Source organism: Umezawaea beigongshangensis (genome assembly GCF_016464305.1).
GTDB classification, from domain to species: Bacteria; Actinomycetota; Actinomycetes; order Mycobacteriales; family Pseudonocardiaceae; genus Umezawaea_A; species Umezawaea_A beigongshangensis.
On the sequence record NZ_JAEIOJ010000010.1, the window covers coordinates 42,734 to 60,644 of the forward strand.

The window sequence follows — 17,911 nt, forward strand, 5'->3', positions numbered from 1 at the left end:
GCTCACTTCGGACTGTAAGAATCAACACACTGTGTGTCAAGAGCGCGTGCCGGAGCGCTTCGTGAGGAGGACCCCGTGACCGACGTCGTCCCGGTGGCCGCACCGACCCGTCCCGCGGCGGTGAAGTCGGCTGACCGCACGGTCGAGCTGCTGGAGGTGCTGTCCTCGTCGGACCGCCGGCTCACGCTCACCGAGCTGCACCGCGAGCTGGCCTACCCCAAGTCGAGCCTCTACATGCTGTTGCAGACCCTCGTGGGACGCGGCTGGGTGGAGGTCGACCCCGAACGGGGCACCTACGGCATCGGCGTGCGCGCCCTGCTCGTCGGCACGTCCTACCTCGACCACGACCCCGTGGTGCGCGCGGCCATCCGCGTGATGGAGCAGGTGCGCCAGGACGTCAACGAGACCGTGCACCTGGCCCGGCTCGACGGCCCCGACGTCGTCTACCTCGCGAGCCGCGAGTCCGAGCACCACCTGCGCGTCGTCTCCAGGGTGGGCCGCAGGCTCCCGGCGCACTCCACGTCGCTGGGCAAGGCGCTGCTCGCCACGCGCACCCGCTCCGAGGTCGAGTCGCTGCTGCCGGACCACCTCACCGCCCTCACGTCCAACACCGTCACCGACCGCGCCGCGCTGCACGAGCAGCTCGCCGGATTCCGCGCCGTCGGCTACGCCCACGAGCGCGAGGAGAACACGCCCGGCCTGGGCTGCTTCGCCGTGGCGCTGCCCTACCGCAACCCCGTGATCGACGCCATGAGCTGCTCGGTGCCGATGGGTCGGCTCGATCCCGAGCACGAGCGCCAGGTCGTCGCGGCACTGCTCGACGCCGCCCGCGCCATCACCGAACTGCTGCGCCAGTTCGGCCGCTGACCCGTTCCCGCAGTCCTGAGGAGGAGTCCGACCCGTGACCGAACGCATCCTGATCACCGGTGCGGCCGGAGGGGTGGGCACGCTGATGCGGTCCCGTCTCGCCGCCCCCGGCCGCGTCCTGCGCCTGCTCGACGTCGCCCCGCTGCCGGAAGCCGCCGAGGGCGAGAACGTCGAGCTGGTCCGGGCGTCCGTGACCGACCGAGCCGCGATGGAGCGGGCGTGCGAGGACGTGGACGCGGTGATCCACCTCGGCGGGCACAGCCTGGAACGGCCGTGGGCGGAGATCCTGGAGGTCAACGTCGACGGCACGCACAGCGTGCTGGAGGCGGCCCGCCGCCGGGGTGTGCGGCGGGTGGTGCTGGCCAGCTCCAACCACGCCGTGGGCTTCGCGGAGCGCGCCGACGGCGAGGCGGGCGACTACCTCTTCCCGAAGCCGGACACCTACTACGGCGTCAGCAAGGTGGCGCTGGAGGCCCTGGGCAGCCTGTACCACAGCCGCTACGGCCTCGACGTGATCGCGGTGCGGATCGGGTCGTGCTTCGCCGAGCCGCGCGACGAGCGGATGCTCTCCACCTGGCTGTCCCCCGACGACGGCGCGCGGCTGTTCGAGGCGTGCCTGTCCGCTCCGTCCCCCGGTTTCCGGGTGGTGTGGGGGGTGTCGGACAACACCCGCCGCTGGTTCTCGCTGACCGAGGCCGAGGCGCTGGGCTACCGCTCGGAGGACGACTCGGAGGTCTTCGCGGAGAAGGTGCTGGCGGAGGGGGGCCCGCTGCCGGCCGACTCCCCGGCGGCCCGCTACCTCGGCGGCGTGTGGTGCGGTCCCGACTTCGACACCGCCGTGCAGGAGGCGGGAGCGTGAGCGAGCAGGGGTACGACCCCCGGACCGGGAAGCCGGTCGGCGAGCCCGTCGAGTCCACGTCGGACAGCGGGGTGGACGCCGTCGCCAGCGCGGCCGCCGCCGCGTTCGAGGCGTGGTCGGCCCGATCGGCCGCCGAGCGCGCCGCGGTGCTGGAGCAGGTCGCCGACGCGCTGGACGCCGAGTCGGAGCTGCTGGTCGCGACGGCCGACGGCGAGACCGCGCTCGGCGTGCCGCGCCTGACGACCGAGCTGAAGCGCACCACCGACCAGCTCCGGCTGTTCGGCGAGGTGCTGCGCGAGGGCAGCTTCGCCGAGGCGACGATCGACTCGCCGAATCCGGACACCGTCCCGCCTCGCCCCGACCTGCGTCGCGTCCTGCGTCCACTGGGGACCGTCGCGGTGTTCTCCGCGAGCAACTTCCCGTTCGCGTTCTCCGTCGCGGGCGGGGACACCGCGTCCGCGCTCGCCGCGGGGTGCCCGGTCGTGGTGAAGGCGCACCCGTCGCACCCCGGCACGTCGCGCGAGACGGGCCGCGTCGTCACGGCGGCCCTGCGCGCGGCCGGTGCGCCGGAGGGCCTGTTCGGCGTCGTGCACGGCACGGAGGCCGGTGTGGCGCTGGTGCGGCACCCCGCCGTGCGCGCGGTGGGCTTCACCGGCTCCACCGCCGGCGGCCGGGCGCTGTTCGACCTCGCGAACTCCCGGCCCGACCCGATCCCGTTCTACGGCGAGCTGGGCAGCGTGAACCCGACCGTCGTGCTCCCCGGAGCCGCCGCGCACACCCCCGACGAGGTCGCCACCGGGTTCGCCGGGTCACTGGTGCTGGGCGTCGGGCAGTTCTGCACCAGTCCGGGGCTGCTGTTCGCGCCCGCGTCGCTGCTGGAGCCCCTGGCGGCGGCCGTGAGCGGCGCGGCGGGCGGGCCGATGCTCAACGAGCGGATGAGCGGGGCCTACCGGTCCGGTGTGGACGAACTGGCGGCGAGCGGCCTGGTGACTCCCGCGGCGACGGGCTCGAAGCCCGAGGGCGGCTACGGCGTGGAGCCGCGCCTGTTCTCCGTGCCGATCGGGGTCTTCGCGGAGAACACGGAGAAGCTGACCGAGGAGCACTTCGGCCCGGCCGCGATCGTGGTGACCTACACCGAGGTGGACGAGCTGCTCGCGGTGCTGCCGACGCTGCCCGGTTCGCTGACCGCGACCGTGCACTCCTCCCCCGGCGAGCACGCGGTCGCCGGACGGGTGGCCGAGGTGCTGCGGCACGTGGCGGGCCGGCTGATCTTCAACGGCTGGCCGACGGGCGTGGCCGTGGCGTGGGGCACGCACCACGGCGGACCCTGGCCGTCGACGACGAACCCGCTGCACACGTCGGTGGGCGCGACGTCGATCCGCCGGTGGCTGGCCCCGGTGACCTACCAGTCGTGGCCGGAGGACCTGCTGCCCGCGGAACTGCGCGACGCCAACCCGCTGGGCGTGCCGCGGCGCCGGGACGGTGTGCTCGGCACGGCCTGAGCGACGGGAGCGGCGGAGGCGCGCGCCCGGCCGGACGTCACAACCGGGTGCGCGCGTCGTGTGCGGCGTCACGCCTGTCATCCTCGACGAGGCGCGGCCGGACGAACTCCGGACGCGCTGCTCCGCAGTCCCCACCCCGAGGAGACCTCCCCTGTCCGCCAAGCCGACCGTCCTGTACGTCACCGATCTCGCCTACGAGGCGCGCGGGCGCAGGTACTGCGACGAAGACATCTTCCTGTCCTCCAGGCTGCGGGAGGACTTCACCGTCGCCCTGGCGCACCCGCGCGACGCGCTGGCGCTGGCCGACGGGTTCGACGTGGTCGTGGTGCGCAACAGCGGCCCGGTCGCACGTCACCGGGCCGAGTGGGAGGCGTTCCGCGAGCACGCCCTGCGGACCGGGACGCGGGTGTTCAACTCGCTCAAGGGCCGGGGGGACATGAACGGCAAGCAGTACCTGGCCGACCTGAGCGCCGAGGGCTACCCCGTCATCCCGACGGCCGACCGCGCCGGTGACCTGGACCGGCTGCCGCAGGTGGCGGAGTACGTGGTGAAGCCGCGGTTCGGCGCCGACTCGGAGGGCATCCGGTTCGTCGACCGGGCCGCGCTCGCGAGCGCGGACCTCGGCGACGTGCTGGTGCAGCCGAAGGTGGACTTCCGCTACGAGGTGTCGTTCTACTTCGTCGGCCAGGAGTTCCAGTACGCGCTGTACGCCCCGCACCCGGAGCGCCGCTGGGAGATGGACTGGTACGAGCCCGACGAGGCGGACATGGCCTTCGCCCGCCGGTTCGTGGAGTGGAACTCGGTGGAGCACGGCGTCCAGCGGGTCGACGCGTGCCGCACGGACTCCGACGAGCTGCTGCTGGTGGAGCTGGAGGACCTGAACCCCTACCTGTCGCTGGACGCCCTGGACGACCGCACCCGCGAGACGTTCACCGCGGCGTTCGTGCGGGCGGTCCAGCACCTGCTCGCCTCGTCCTGACGGCTCACCGGGCGGGCTCCGCGACGGCGGCGCCCGCCCGTGCCGCGCCCCGCGCGCGCTCGGCCGCCACCTCCCGCAGGTAGGCGAGGTAGTCGACCTGGATCGTGTGGCGCTTCGACGCCACGTAGCGGCGGGCCAGCGACGCGCGGTAGCGGCGGATCTCCGCGAGCATCTCCGCGCGCGGCGGCAACGCGGCCCTGCCCTGGAGGAGGTCGGCCACCCACTCGGCCTGCGCCTCCGCCAGCGGCATGATCGCTCCCAGCGGCTGGATCAGGCCGAGGAAGTACAGGCCGGGGTGCCGCGGGTCGACCACGCGCCGGTACAGCGACACCTCGTCGTCGCGCACGGGCGTGGTGTCCTCGTCGAGGAACGGCAGCGAGATCCGGTAGCCCGTGCAGTAGACGACGGCGTCGATCTCCTCCGCGGTCCCGTCGGCGAAGTGCACCACGCCCCCGTCGAAGCGGGCCACCACGGGCTTCACGGTGATGTCGCCGTGGCCGAGCCGGGTCAGCAGGTCGTCGGAGATCGTCGGGTGGGCGGACATGACGGGGTGGTCCGGCTCGGGCAGGCCGTAGTCCGACACCCGGCCGCGGGCCAGGCGCAGCATCAGGCCCAGCGTGAGCCGGTGCGCCCACAGCGGCGTCCGCCGCGCGAGCCAGGACGTGGTCAGGTGGTCGGTCGGCGTGCCGAACAGGTACTTGGGCAGCACGTGAGCTCCCCGGCGCATCGCCAGGAACGTCCGCGCCGACACCCGCGAGGTCTCCACCGCGATGTCGCACGCGGAGTTGCCGATGCCCAGCACCAGCACGCGCTTGCCGGCGTACGGCTCCGGCGTCCGGTAGGAGTGCGCGTGCACCTGCTGACCGGTGAACGCGTCGGCTCCGGGGAAGGCCGGTTCCGGCCAGCGGGGGTCCCAGTGGTGGCCGTTGGCGACGAGCACGGCCCGGTAGTCGCGGACGCTCTCCTCGCCGCTGTCGCGGTTGCGGGCGGTGACCCGGTACCCGCCGCCGTCGAGGGGACGTACGCGCACGACCTCGGTGCGGAACCGGATGTGCCCGGCGAAGCCGTGGTGGGCGACGAAGTCGTCGAAGTAGCGGGCGATCTGGAAGTGGCTGGGGTAGGACGGCAGGTCCTTCGGCATGGGGAACGACCGGTACTCCATGATCTCCCTGGAGGTGTTGATGTGCAGGGAGCGGTACGCGGCGGACATGCCGTTGTCGTTGAGGTAGCGCCAGTTGCCCCCGACGCTCGACCCCGTCTCGAAGCAGTCGAACGGCACGCCGCGCGCGTGCAGGACCTGGCAGGCGGCGATGCCGGACGACCCGGCCCCGATGACGCACACTCGATCCACGTCGATCTCCCCGCATGATGTGACCAGGTGGTCATTCGCAGGATCGTCAGCCACGGGCGATCCTGTCAAGAGACGATCACCCGAACGGCCCAGGAGGACGCGGCAGTGCCGACAAGCACGTGGGACAACCTCTCGGCAGAGCGCAGGCAGCGAGTGCTGCGCGCGGCCATGACCGAGTTCGGCAGGCACGGCTACTCGGCCGGCAGTCTCAACGTGGTGGCCCGCGAGGCGGGCGTCGCGAAGGGATCGCTCTTCCAGTACTTCACCGGCAAGCTCGACTTCTTCGCCCACGTGGCCGAGCAGACGTCGCTGACCGTCCGGGCGGAGATGGAGACGTGGCTGCGCGGACCGCGTCCCGGCCAGACGTTCTCGGAGTTCCTCGTCGAGGCGCTGCTCGCCTGGATCGACTACTTCGCCGAGCACCCGCTGGAGCGCGGCGTGACGGCCGCGACGAACCTGGAGATCGACCCCGAGGTGCGCCGCGTCGTCCGGGACACGGCCCACGAGCAGTACCTCAGCGGTCTGCGTCCGATGCTGGCCGGAGCGCGGAGCGCGGGGCTGCTCGCGCCGGACGCCGACCTGGAGGCGCTGACGGCCCTGCTCCTGCTGCTGCTCCCGCACCTGGCCCTGGCCCCGTTCGACCCCGGTTTCGACGCGGTGTTCGGCCTGTGCACCACATCGGGTGAAGATCGTCGGAATGCGGTCCAGCGCCTGGTGAAGGGCCTTCTGGGCGGTGTCGAACCCGCCTGATCCGGGTGTTCGGCGCGCTTGTCGTCGGTGTCCGGGCCCATCATCGGCGCATGGCAGACGCGATCGTGGCGGAGGGGCTGGTCAAGCGGTACGGGTCCGTCGTCGCTCTGGACGGGCTGGACCTGGTGGTGCCGGAGGGCACGATCACGGGACTGCTCGGACCGAACGGCGCGGGCAAGACGACGGCGGTGCGCGTGTTCACCACGCTGCTCCAGCAGGACGCCGGCCGGGCCACCGTCGCCGGGCTCGACGTGGTGACCGACGCGACGGCGCTGCGCGGCCGCATCGGCCTGTCCGGGCAGTACGCGGCGGTCGACGAGAACCTGACGGGGTTCGAGAACCTCGACATGGTCGGCCGGCTGTACCACCTGGGGAAGAAGCGCAGCCGGGAGCGCTCCCGCGAGCTGCTGGAGCGCTTCGACCTCGTGGAGGCGGCCGACCGCCCGACGAAGGGCTACTCCGGCGGCATGCGGCGCCGGCTCGACCTGGCCGCCGCGCTGGTGGCCGAACCGTCGGTGCTGTTCCTCGACGAGCCGACGACGGGCCTCGACCCGCGCAGCCGGCTCGGCATGTGGGACGTGATCGCGGAACTGGTGGCCGGGGGCACGACGCTGCTGCTGACCACGCAGTACCTGGAGGAGGCCGATCGGCTGGCCGACCAGATCGCCGTGATCGACCGCGGGAGGGTCATCGCGGAGGGCACGGCGGACCAGCTCAAGGACCAGGTCGGGGGCGAGCGCCTGGAGCTGTCGGTCGGCTCGGCCAGGGACGTCGCGACGGCCGGGTCGGCACTGGCCCGGCTCGCCATCGGCGAGATCGTCGTCGACGACCGCGGCCACCGGCTGACCGTGCCGGTGACCGGTGGGGCGCCCGTGCTGGTCGAGGCGATCCGCCTGCTCGACGGCGAGGGCGTGAAGGTGCTGGACGTGGGGCTGCGCAGACCGACGCTGGACGACGTGTTCCTGGCCCTCACCGGCCACGGGGCCGAGGAGAGCACGACCGGGGGGAGTGCGGGATGAACGGGTTCGCGCAGGCGCTGGGTGACGGGGCCGTGGTCGCCAAGCGGAATCTCATCAAGATCAAGCGGGTGCCCGACCTGCTGGTCTTCTCGACGCTCTCGCCGATCATGTTCGTGCTGCTGTTCGCCTACGTCTTCGGCAGCGCGATCGAGGTGCCGGGCGTCGACTACCGCGAGTTCCTCATGGCGGGCATCTTCAGCCAGACCGTGCTGTTCGGCGCGACCATCACCGGCAGCGGGCTCGCCGAGGACATCCAGAAGGGCGTCATCGACAGGTTCAGGTCGCTGCCCATGGCGCGCTCGGCCGTGCTGGTCGGCCGCACCACGAGCGACCTGGTGAACAACGCGCTGGTGATCGTCGTGATGTCGCTGACCGGCCTCGTCGTCGGCTGGCGCATCCACTCGTCCGTCTGGGAGGCGCTCGCCGGCTTCGGCCTGCTGCTGCTGTTCGCCTACGCGTTCTCCTGGGGCATGGCGATCGTGGGGCTGGTGGTGCGCAGCCCCGAGGTGTTCAACAACGCGAGCTTCATCGCGATCTTCCCGCTGACGTTCGTCGCGAACACCTTCGTCGGCACCGCGAACCTGCCCGGCGTGCTCAAGACCGTCGCCGAGTGGAACCCGGTGTCGGCGGTGACCCAGGCCGCGCGGGAGCTGTTCGGCAACACCAACCCCGCGGTGCCGCCGCCGGACGCGTGGCCGCTGCGCCACTCCGTGCTCGCCTCGCTGCTCTGGATCGCGGTGTTCCTGGTGGTGTTCGTGCCGCTGGCGATCCGTCAGTACCGCAGGGCCGTCAGCCGCTGACGCCGGGAAATCCCGGTGCGGTGCCGGGTTCGCCGACCTAGCCTGGTGGCATGGCAGCGACGACCGTCCGCGGACAGCACGTGGACATTCGCATGTGGACCCGTCCCGAGGACGTGGAGCCGCAGGCGATGCAGCAACTGCGCAACATCTCCGCGCTGCCCTGGGCCGTGAAGCACGTGGCCGTGATGCCCGACGTGCACTACGGCAAGGGGGCGACGGTGGGCTCGGTCATCGCCCTGCGCGACGCCGTCTCACCGGCCGCCGTCGGGGTGGACATCGGCTGCGGCATGACCGCGGTCCGCACGTCGCTGACCGCCGACGACCTCCCCGAGGACCTGCACCGCCTCCGCACGAAGATCGAGGCCGCCGTGCCGGTCGGCTTCGGCCAGCACCGGGAGGCCGCGTTCGGCGGTCGCGACGCGGGTGACTGGGAGCGCTTCTGGAAGGGCTTCGACGACCTCACCCCCGCCGTGCGGGCACGCGGTGAGCGGGCCGTGCGGCAGATGGGCACGCTGGGCGGCGGCAACCACTTCCTGGAGGTGTGCCTGGACTCCGGCCAGCGGGTCTGGGTGATGCTGCACTCCGGTTCGCGCAACATCGGCAACGAGCTGGCCCAGCACCACATCGAGGTCGCCCGCGGTCTCGCGCACAACTCCGCGCTGCCCGACCCGGACCTCGCGGTCTTCCTGGCCGGCACGCCGCAGATGGCCGCGTACCGCCACGACCTGTACTGGGCGCAGGACTACGCCCGCCGCAACAGGTCGGTGATGCTGCGGCTCGTCTGCGACGTGCTGCGCGGGGAGTTCCGGCAGATCGGGTTCGACGAGCCGATCTCCTGCCACCACAACTACGTGGCCGAGGAGACCCACTTCGGCGAGGACGTCCTGGTCACCCGCAAGGGCGCGATCCGCGCCGGACGCGGGGAGCTGGGCATCATCCCCGGCTCGATGGGCACCGGTTCCTACATCGTGCGCGGTCTGGGCAACCCGGACTCCTTCGAGTCCGCGTCGCACGGCGCCGGGCGGCGCATGTCCCGCAACAAGGCGCGCAAGACGTTCACCACCGCCGACCTCGCGGCGCAGACCGCGGGGGTGGAGTGCCGCAAGGACTCCGGTGTGGTCGACGAGATCCCCGGCGCCTACAAGGACATCGACGAGGTCATCGCGAACCAGGACGACCTGGTGGAGGTCGTCGCGAAGCTGAAGCAGGTCATCTGCGTCAAGGGGTGAGAGGCGACGCCGGGACGGCCGGCGGGGCGCCGGGCGGCGTTGAGCTACCCGGAGCAACCTGCCGGGCGGAGGTTTGCCGTCGCACCGCGCACGGCTATCCCCGCGTCGTCCCCACTCCTCCCAGCTCAAGGAGGCTGCGATGTCCACCGGCGCAGTCATCGGCATCGTGATCGCCGTGCTGGTCGCGCTCGCGGTAGGAGCAGTGCTCCTGCGCAAGGCGCGGCAGCGGCAGCGACTCCGCTCGACGTTCGGCCCCGAGTACGAGCGGACCGTCGAGGGCAGCGACAACCGCACCGCGGCCGAGAAGGAACTCGCCCAGCGGGAGAAGGAGCACGCGAAGCTCGACCTGCGCCCGCTCACCCCCGAGGTGCGCGACAGCTACTCCCGGCACTGGACCACGGTGCAAGAGAAGTTCGTCGACGACCCCAGCGGAGCCGTCGGCGACGCCGACCGGCTCGTCACCGACCTCATGGCCGAGCGCGGGTACCCGACCGACGGCTACGAGAAGCAGGCGAGCCTGCTGTCCGTCGAGCACTCCCGCACCCTGGAGCACTACCGGGCCGCGCACGACATCTCCCAGCGGCAGGACCGCGGTGAGGCGTCGACGGAGGACCTGAGGAACGCCATGGTGCACTACCGCACCCTCTTCGAAGACCTCTTGCACACAGGCGCCACCTCCGAGGGCGCCGCGCGGCACGGCGACGCGGTGCCGCACGACGCGAAGGGAGAGAGCAGTGTCTGAGCGCGACGACTTCTCCGCCGGGCGGCGTCCACTCACCACCAGCGACCTGCTGACCGACTCGACGCCGCAGCGGCGCGCCGACGAGACCGTCCAGGACGCCACCGGTCAGCCGCGGCACGGCGGCGGAGGCGGCATCGCCGGCGACCGGTCCGACGACTCCGCGCACGACCGGGCGCACGACCGCGCACACGACCGGCACGAGCACGAGCGCGCCGACGACGCCGTGGACGTCGACGGCGCACCCCGGCACGACAGCCTCACCGACACCGACACCGCCACCGAGATCGACGTCCAGCGGCACGACGGTCACCACGACGACGCGGCGGGCTCCGCCGAGCCGGTGCGCCACGCCGCGCCGGACAGCGGTTCCACCGACGAGACCGAGACCCGCACGGCGCCCGCCGCCTCCGGACCGGACGAGGCGCTGTTCGGCGACGACGAGATCGAGGGCTTCCGGGGCCGCTGGCGCGAGTTGCAGACCGACTTCGTGGACAACCCGCGGCAGGCCGTCGAGCGGGCGGACGAACTCGTCGCCGAGGTGGTGCAGAGCCTCGCCACCACCTTCAACGCCCGCCGGTCCTCCCTGGAGGGTCAGTGGTCCAGGGGTGACGAGGTGCAGACCGAGGACCTGCGGCTGGCGCTGCACCAGTACCGCGCCTTCTTCCAGAAGCTCCTCGCCGTCTGACCGGTGACGCACGCGGTGCCCCGGCGTTCTCCTGCAGAACTCCGGGGCACCGTCTCGTGAGGGCCGCAGCCCGGGAACACCACCCCGCACTCAGCCGGGAAGTTCGCGGATCTCCATCTCCAGGACCTCGATCTCGTCGGTGACGGCCTCGTCCAGCATCCGGTCGAGCAGCGCGTCGCAGTCGTGGGTCGTGACGCCGAAGCGCGGCACCTGCTCCCACCAGATCGCGGGGTTGTTCCAGAACGAGCCGGAACCGAGGTCGACACCCGCGAGACAGCGCAGTCGCAGGTCGTCCTCCGGCAGCGCCCGGACGTGGTCGATGAAGCGCGCCAGCGCCGCCGGTTCGCAGACCGGCACCGCGCCGCAGCCGCGCAAACAGTCCTGCAGTTCCGCCAGGAACTCCGCCTTGAACGTCACGACACACCCCCGCAGGGCCGCGGGCGGGCTCCGACGAGGCCCGCGACACTGAAAATACCTCGCGTGCAGCGGCCCCACCGCTCGCAAACGGGCGGTGTGTCCGTCCGTTGCCGAAAAGTTTCCCATCCGCGTCCGGTCGCCTCAGTACCCGCTCTCGGAGACGTACTTCGACCGCAGTCCGGCGCCGTCGTCGGTGAGCACGACCTGCTGCACCACCACGAGCTTGTCCACCGGGTCTCCGCCGACGTTCTCCGAGTCCTCCGCGCTCCTGGCGAACACGATCCGTCCCGCCGCGCCGTCGTAGGACGAGGTCCGCAACGAGCGGAACAGCCGCACGCGGTCGTGCAGCAGCGCCGGGTCCTCGCCCTGCGACGGCACCCGCACGGCTCGCACGGCGAGCATCACGGCGTCGTGGGCGAGCATGACGTGACCGTTGGGACCGCTGGCGAACGCCGCCCGACCCGCCTCGGCCTGCTCGGCGCGCGCCAGGTCGTAGTTGATCAGGAACTGCTCGGCCGCCGCGACCCGCGGCCCGCCCGTCCCCTGCGTCCGGCCGAAGGTCGTGAAGTACAGCTTCTGGTCCACCAGCCGGGCGATGTGGTCGAGGTCGTCGTAGTCGACCGTCTCCAGCTGCGACAGGTCGTCCCCGCCCAGGACCGCGGGCGAGCCGCCGCACTCGGTCCTCGTCAGCTCCGCCACCAGCACGGCCAGCTCGCTCGCCCTGCCGGTGTAGAGGATCAGCGGTGACGGGGCGGAGCCGTCCAGGGCGGAGGCCTCGCACACGGTGCGCACCACGCGCAGCAGCGACTGCCGCACGTCGACCGCGCCCGTCTCGTAGGCCTGGTTCGTCGTCGACAGCAGCACGCCGTCGGTCCGGCGCCTGATGGCGTCGAGGACGCTCTCCTGGAGGTCCCGGCTGTACTCGTCGGCCGCGTCGTAGACGAGGAACGGCCGCTTGTCGCGCAGGTCCGGCCGCGACGCGACGAAGTCGACCGCGACCTCCCCCTGCCGCCGGTTGGTCGGCGCGGCGCGGAAGAAGTACGCCTTGCCGCTGAAGTCGTTGGCGGACAGGGTCGACGCGACGACCGGCACGCCGCTCCAGCCCGAACCGTCCGGGCCGAGGATCTCGGCGGCGGTGAGCGTGCTCGCCCTGCTCTGCCCCATGCCGGTCACGGCGATCACGGTGGGGTCGGCGCGCGCGAGGTCGCGGATCTGCCGTGCCGCGTCGGGGGCGTAGTCGGCCCGGCCGCCGACGTTGGCCAGCAGCAGGCGCAGCAGCGGGTTGGCGCGCTTGCCGTCGAGCTGGTTCCACTCGCGCTGCGCCAGGTACGCGCCGCGCAGCTCGTTGACCCCGGCCGACACGTCGCGGCGGGGGTTCTCCTCGCGCGAGCTGAGCACCGCGGCCACGACGACGGTGACGTAGCGCCGCCCCTCCTTCTCCGCGGCCTCGGCGACGCGCCGGTTCTGCTCGCCGACGAGCCCGCTGAGCTCCGCGACCTCGATGTCGTCGACGGTGCGCGCCGCCGGGTCGGCCTGCGTGAAGTGGCCGGGCCGGTCGGTCACGCCGATGCACTGCCCGTCCACGTCGGACAGACCGAGACCACCGCCGCGCAGCTCCGCGCCGAGCGCAGCGGGGTCGAGCAGGCCGTAGTGCGTGCAGTGGGTGCTGCTGTGCCAGGCGAACACGGAGCCGTACGCGACGAGGAGCGCCGCCACCGCGCCCGCCGTGGTGCGGCGGATCGCGCCGCGGGGCGGCCACACCCCCGGGAACCCGTGCTTCGCGCTTCCCAGCGCGTGCGGGGGCAGCGGCGGCGGCGGTTCGGCCGGTGTGCCGTCCTCGACGATCCGCCGCGCCCTGCGGTAGACCTGGAGCTGCGCGTCGAGCGCGGCGTTGTGGTCGGCGCCCAGCTCGTCCCAGACGCGCAGCGCCTCGCCGTAGACCGACGAGGTGCGGCGCACGGTGCTGGTGCACGACCGCAGCCCCCACGTGGCCCGCACGGCGTTCTCGATCCGGGCCGTCTCCGGGCTGAAGATCTGCTCGATCCGCCCGTGCAGCACCCGCAGCGCGACCTCGCGCAGCCCGGTCGGGGCCGTGGCGTCGCGCCCCGGCGGCTGCGGCGCCCGTGCGACGGCCACCACGTCGGCGACCCAGCGGGTGCCGCCCGCCTCCACGTGCGGTCGCAGCAGGTTCGCCACGTGGTGCACCTCGCCCAGCGCGAGCGAGTGGTACACGACCTCCTGCTGGCGGCCCAGCGTCTCGTACCTGGCCCGCAGCGCCGCGTGCACGCGCACGTGGGAGAACTCGTCGCTCTCCGGCACCTCGCGCAGCTGGAGCGCCAGCAGGTCGCGCAGCAGGGGGTGCAGCACGAAGTGCTCGGTGCCGTCCTCCACGACCCGGTCGACGAAGCTCAGCTCACCCAGCAGCGCCCGCATGCTCTCCACCGACCACTCCGGCGGGAGGAACAGCCGCAGCGTGGCGGCGTCGAGCCGGCGCGGCGCGGCCAGCCGCCGGAACACGTCCCCGGCCAGCGTCCGCTCGGTCAGCTTCTCGTCCGCGCCGGGGAAGCGCTGGAGGAACCGCTGGAGCAGGTACTCGCGGACGGTGGCGTCCTGCGGCGCCGCGGTCTCGTCCAGCGGCAGCCGCTCGTCGAACAGCGAGCGCACGGACGGCACGACCTGGTCGCGCTGGAAGGCGTGCTCCGCGAGCTGCACGGCCAGCCGGACGGCGAGCGGGTGGCCGTGCGTCACCTCCTGCACCTCGTCGACCAGTGCCTCGGTCTCCACGGTGCTGTGGCGGGAGCGGTTCCACTCGGCGAGGAACTGGCGGGTGTGCTCGATGCGGAAGGGCGCCAGCCGCACGGTCAGGAAGGCCGCCCCGTGGTGGCCGTCCCGACCGGCCTCGCGCGCGAACCGCTCGCGCCAGGTGTCGTGGTCGGGCGCGGGCACCTGCGTCTGCAGGCCGGGTCCGGCCTGCTTGGTCGCGACGACCAGCAGCGGCACGTGCGGGTTGGCGAGCTTCGCCCCGGCGAGCACGGTGAGGAAGTCGCCGTCGTCCGCACGCGTGCCGGGACGGCGCGGTGGCAGGAACGTGTCCACGCCGGTGAGCAGGTCGGCGCCGTCCACCAGCAGGACGCAGTTCATCCTGCGGTGGCGGCGGAACCGGTAGGCGGAGGCGATGTCGGCCAGGAACGCGTCGACCAGCAGCCGGTCGAGCTGCCGCAGCCCCCAGCGCTCGCCGTTCAGCACGATCTGCCACGTCGTGGTGACGGCCGAGTCCACCCCTCCCCCGAGGCCGTCGGACAGCACGCGCCCGGCCTCCCGGTCGTACCAGCTCAGCGCACGGGCGAAGCTCGGCCCGGCGAGCAGGAACCGCAGCGGCGCCGGTGCGACGACCGCGAGCGCCAGCAGGCGGTTCAGCAGCGGACGCAGCAGCCGCGCCCAGCCCTGCGCCGGGGGGACGGTGTCGACGGCGGTGGCGGTGGCCTCGGTGACGGCGCGCAGGCTCGTCATGCGCTGGGCGACGAGTTCGCGGGCGCGCCGGTGCGGCTGGGTCTGCTCGTCCGGATCGACCGCCGTGGTCATGGCCAGCCGGACGAGTTCGCAGCGGGGCAGCTGCATCCGGCCGAACTGCGGGTGCGAGTAGGCGCGCAGCTGGCCCACGACGACGTCGAGGATGTCCCTGACGGAGTGCGAGCCCGCGCGGTCGACGTCGACCCGCGCGACCGGTGCCTCGCCGTAGCGCCGCTTCACGTGGTCCAGCAGCGCGGTCTTGCCGCTGCCGCCGGGCCCGAGCGCGACGACGATCGGCAGCGGCTGCCGCGTCCTGCGGTCGACCAGCGTCTCGATCAGGCCGGTGATGTCCTCCCGGCCCACGAGTCCCGTTCCCGGTTCCAGTGCCACGTGTCGCCCCCCCGGTGATCCCCCACCCCGTCCGACGAGCACGCGCGGGAACGAGTTCCCGCAACGGTCACCGCGAACGGGTGATTCGGGCTCACCCCCGGCCGGTGCGACCGCGGGTCAGCGGTTGCCGCCGGGCGGGCGCAGCCGGCGCGGACCGGCGTCGTGCTGCGACGGGGGCCGCCCCACGCTGATGCGCGCGCTGCTGACGAACGCGCCCGCCGCCGACGCGAGCACCGGCTCCAGCGCCAGCGCGCGCACCTCGGGCACGTCCTCGGCGAGCGCGGCCAGCCGCAGCACCAGGTCCTCCAGCGCGGCGAGGTCGGTCGGTTCACCGCCCCGGTAGCCCGCGAGCAGCGGCGCGGCCTTGGGGGCGCGCACCAGCGACGCGGCGTCGGTGTCGGTCAGCGGCACGGCCCGGTAGGCCCGGTCGCCCAGCAGGTCGCTCACCATGCCGGACAGGCCGAACGACACGACGGTGCCGAACGAGGGGTCGTCCTGCAGGCCGAGCACGCACGAGATGCCCCTGGGCGCCATGCGCTGCACGTAGACGTCCGGGCAGCCCGACACCTCGGCGAGGCCCCGGTAGGCCGTCCGCACGGCGTCCTCGCCCGTCAGGTCGAGCCGCACGCCCACCAGGTCCGTGCGGTGCCGCAGGTGGTCGCTGGTCGACTTCAGCACGACCGGGTGTCCCAGCTCGGCCGCCGCGCTCACCGCGTCGTCGGCCGAGGAGACGATGCGGAACGGCACGACCTCGATGCCGTAGCAGGCCAGCAGGCGCTCGGCGTCGTCGTCGCTCATCCGCCGCTCGGCCGGGCCGTCCCCGACGAGCTCCGCGACGAGCGCCTGCGCCGCCACCGGGTCGAGTCCCTCGGGGCGTGCGAAGTGCCCCTGCGGGGCCGAGCGCCAGCGGGCGTAGCGGGTGGCCCGCGTCAGCGCGAGGACCGCGCGCTCCGGGCTCGGGTAGGACGGCACGGAACCCCGGCCCGGTGCGCCGTCCGGCCCCGGCACCGCCAGTTCGTCCGGCACGCCCTCCACCGCGAGGAACGTCGAGGCGATCGGCTTGGACGCGCCGGTGCCCGACTCCTCGACGACCTCCCGCAGCGCGCGGGCGAACGCCGTGCCCGGCACGGCGAGCGGCGGCACGAACACCACCACGAGCGCGTCGACGTCGTCGCGGTCCAGCGCGTCGCGCACGGCGGCGGCGAACACCTCGGGACCGGCCTGCGAACCGATGTCGACCGGGTCTCCGGCCAGTTCCAGCCCCTGCGCCAGCGCGGTGTCGGCGGCCAGCACCCCGATGGCGGTGGAGTTGCCCACGATCGCGACCCGGTTGCCCGCGGGGAGCGGCTGGTGGGCGAGCAGCAGCGCCGTGTCGAACAACTGCGCGATCGACTCGACCCTGATCACCCCGGCCTGCTCGAACAGCGCCTGCACGCTCGCCTCGTCCACCGGCACCGACGTGGCGGCCAGTGCGGGCATCACGGCGTGCCGGCCGGACTTCACCGCCACCACCGGCTTCGTGCGGCCGAGCCTGCGGGCCAGCCGGGCGAACTTGCGCGGGTTGCCGAAGGACTCCAGGTACAGCAGGACCACGTCGGTGGCCGGGTCGGTCTCCCAGTACTGGAGCAGGTCGTTGCCGGACACGTCGGCGCGGTTGCCCGCGGAGACGAACGTCGACAGCCCCAACCCGCGGTCCGCGGCGTCGGCGAGGATCGCGGTGCCCAGGGCGCCGGACTGGCAGAAGAAGCCGGTGCGGCCGCGCACGGGCAGCCGCGGGGCCAGCGTCGCGTTGAGCCGCACGGCCGGGTCCGTGTTGACCACGCCCAGGGCGTTCGGCCCCACGACGCGCATCCCGTGCGCCCTGGCCTCGGCGGCGAGCCTGCGCTCGGCGCTGCGCCCGTCCGGCCCGGTCTCGCCGAAGCCCGCGGTGACCACCACCAGCGTCTGCACGCCCTTGGCGAGGCAGGCGTCCATCACCTCGTCGACGCTCGCGGCCGGAACGGCCACGACCGCCAGGTCCACCTCGTCGGGGGTGTCCAGCACCGACGGGTAGGCGCGCACCCCGCGCACCGACCTGTGCTCGGCGTTCACCGGGAAGACGGGCCCGTTGAAGTCGCCGACCAGGAGGTTGGTCAGCACGGCGTGACCGATCTTGGTCTTGTCCGTGGACGCGCCGATCACCGCGACCGACCGCGGGTGCAGCAGGTTGTGCACGCTGCGCGCCTCGGCGGCCTGCTCGCGGGCGCGGGCCACCGCCACCGACTCCTCCGTGGGGTCGATGTTGAACTCCAGGTGGATCACGCCCTCCTCGAACGCCCGGCTGACCCGGTACCCGGCGTCGCGGAACACCCGCACCATCTGCCCGTTCTCCGCGAGCACCTCCGCGACGAACCGGGCGAGACCCAGCTCGCCGGCCGCGGCGGCGAGGTGCTCCAGCAGGATCGAGCCCAGTCCCCTGCCCTGGTGGGCGTCCTCCACGACGAAGGCCACCTCGGCCGAGTCGCCGCCGCCGAGCCGGTCGAAGCGGCCGACCGCCACGATGTCGTCGCCGAGCAGCGCCACCAGCGCCACCCGGTCCCGGTGGTCGACCGTGCTGAACCTCTCCAGGTCGCGCCGCGGCATCCGCGGGTACGGGCCGAAGTAGCGGTAGTAGCGGGTGCGCTCGGACAGTCTCCCGTGGAACGCGAGGAGCTGTTCCGCGTCGTCGGGCGTGATGGGACGCAGGTGCACCGTGCGACCGTCGCTCAGCACGACGTCCGCCTCCCAGTGCCTGGGGAAGTCGTACGGATCGGCCACGGGTGTCTCCTGTCC

Annotated in this window: 14 protein-coding genes; 10 read left to right on the forward strand and 4 right to left on the reverse strand. The window is 73.1% G+C overall.

What is annotated here, in order from left to right; genetic code table 11:
* Positions 1 to 75 precede the first annotated feature (75 nt).
* Genes IMZ35_RS31900 through IMZ35_RS23000 form a run of 4 tightly spaced genes read left to right on the forward strand, consistent with a single transcriptional unit; the run spans position 76 to position 4,207 of the window.
* Positions 76 to 867: an IclR family transcriptional regulator gene (locus IMZ35_RS31900; RefSeq protein ID WP_307868636.1), complete on the forward strand. Its 792-nt coding sequence runs from the start codon at positions 76 to 78 to the stop codon at positions 865 to 867.
* Positions 868 to 901: 34 nt separating this feature from the next.
* Positions 902 to 1,726 (forward strand): NAD-dependent epimerase/dehydratase family protein, encoded by an 825-nt coding sequence (locus tag IMZ35_RS22990; protein WP_199443247.1) that lies wholly within the window; start codon positions 902 to 904, stop codon positions 1,724 to 1,726.
* A complete protein-coding gene (locus IMZ35_RS22995) occupies positions 1,723 to 3,228 on the forward strand; it encodes an aldehyde dehydrogenase (NADP(+)) (RefSeq protein WP_199443248.1) in 1,506 nt (501 codons plus the stop codon). Before IMZ35_RS22990 ends, IMZ35_RS22995 begins: the two co-directional genes overlap by 4 nt.
* A gap of 58 nt (positions 3,229 to 3,286) precedes the next feature.
* Positions 3,287 to 4,207, forward strand: coding sequence for an ATP-grasp domain-containing protein (locus IMZ35_RS23000; RefSeq protein ID WP_199443249.1), 921 nt, complete (start codon positions 3,287 to 3,289; stop codon positions 4,205 to 4,207).
* A gap of 4 nt (positions 4,208 to 4,211) precedes the next feature.
* On the opposite strand, the gene IMZ35_RS23005 is transcribed toward IMZ35_RS23000, so the two are convergent.
* Positions 4,212 to 5,558 carry a flavin-containing monooxygenase gene (locus IMZ35_RS23005; protein ID WP_199443250.1) on the reverse strand — a complete coding sequence of 449 codons (1,347 nt, stop codon included), beginning with the start codon at positions 5,556 to 5,558 and terminating at the stop codon, positions 4,212 to 4,214.
* Positions 5,559 to 5,663: 105 nt separating this feature from the next.
* Here IMZ35_RS23005 and IMZ35_RS23010 point away from each other — a divergent pair, with 105 nt between their 5' ends.
* The 6 genes from IMZ35_RS23010 to IMZ35_RS23035 all read left to right on the forward strand — a co-directional run bounded on the left by IMZ35_RS23010 (position 5,664) and on the right by IMZ35_RS23035 (position 10,783).
* Entirely contained in the window at positions 5,664 to 6,308 is a 645-nt protein-coding gene (locus tag IMZ35_RS23010) for a TetR/AcrR family transcriptional regulator (protein WP_199443251.1), read from the forward strand.
* A gap of 50 nt (positions 6,309 to 6,358) precedes the next feature.
* Positions 6,359 to 7,327 carry an ATP-binding cassette domain-containing protein gene (locus IMZ35_RS23015; protein WP_199443252.1) on the forward strand — a complete coding sequence of 323 codons (969 nt, stop codon included), beginning with the start codon at positions 6,359 to 6,361 and terminating at the stop codon, positions 7,325 to 7,327.
* Complete coding sequence (locus IMZ35_RS23020; protein ID WP_199443253.1) at positions 7,324 to 8,127, forward strand: ABC transporter permease; 804 nt, start codon at positions 7,324 to 7,326, stop codon at positions 8,125 to 8,127. Before IMZ35_RS23015 ends, IMZ35_RS23020 begins: the two co-directional genes overlap by 4 nt.
* Positions 8,128 to 8,177: 50 nt before the next feature.
* Entirely contained in the window at positions 8,178 to 9,356 is a 1,179-nt protein-coding gene (locus IMZ35_RS23025) for an RtcB family protein (RefSeq protein ID WP_199443254.1), read from the forward strand.
* A 139-nt stretch (positions 9,357 to 9,495) separates the two neighbouring features.
* A complete protein-coding gene (locus tag IMZ35_RS23030; protein ID WP_199443255.1) occupies positions 9,496 to 10,098 on the forward strand; it encodes a hypothetical protein in 603 nt (200 codons plus the stop codon).
* A complete protein-coding gene (locus tag IMZ35_RS23035) occupies positions 10,091 to 10,783 on the forward strand; it encodes a hypothetical protein (RefSeq protein ID WP_199443256.1) in 693 nt (230 codons plus the stop codon). The genes IMZ35_RS23030 and IMZ35_RS23035 overlap by 8 nt, the downstream gene beginning before the upstream one ends.
* A gap of 90 nt (positions 10,784 to 10,873) precedes the next feature.
* Here the strand turns inward: IMZ35_RS23035 and IMZ35_RS23040 are convergent, their stop codons facing one another.
* The 3 genes from IMZ35_RS23040 to IMZ35_RS23050 form a co-directional block, all read right to left on the reverse strand.
* The gene (locus tag IMZ35_RS23040; protein WP_199443257.1) at positions 10,874 to 11,200 is read right to left on the reverse strand and encodes a hypothetical protein; all 327 of its coding nucleotides are present in this window, start codon (positions 11,198 to 11,200) and stop codon (positions 10,874 to 10,876) included.
* A gap of 141 nt (positions 11,201 to 11,341) precedes the next feature.
* Positions 11,342 to 15,100, reverse strand: coding sequence for a hypothetical protein (locus tag IMZ35_RS23045; protein WP_199443258.1), 3,759 nt, complete (start codon positions 15,098 to 15,100; stop codon positions 11,342 to 11,344).
* Positions 15,101 to 15,217: 117 nt separating this feature from the next.
* Positions 15,218 to 17,896: a bifunctional acetate--CoA ligase family protein/GNAT family N-acetyltransferase gene (locus IMZ35_RS23050; protein ID WP_307868641.1), complete on the reverse strand. Its 2,679-nt coding sequence runs from the start codon at positions 17,894 to 17,896 to the stop codon at positions 15,218 to 15,220.
* Positions 17,897 to 17,911 lie beyond the last annotated feature (15 nt).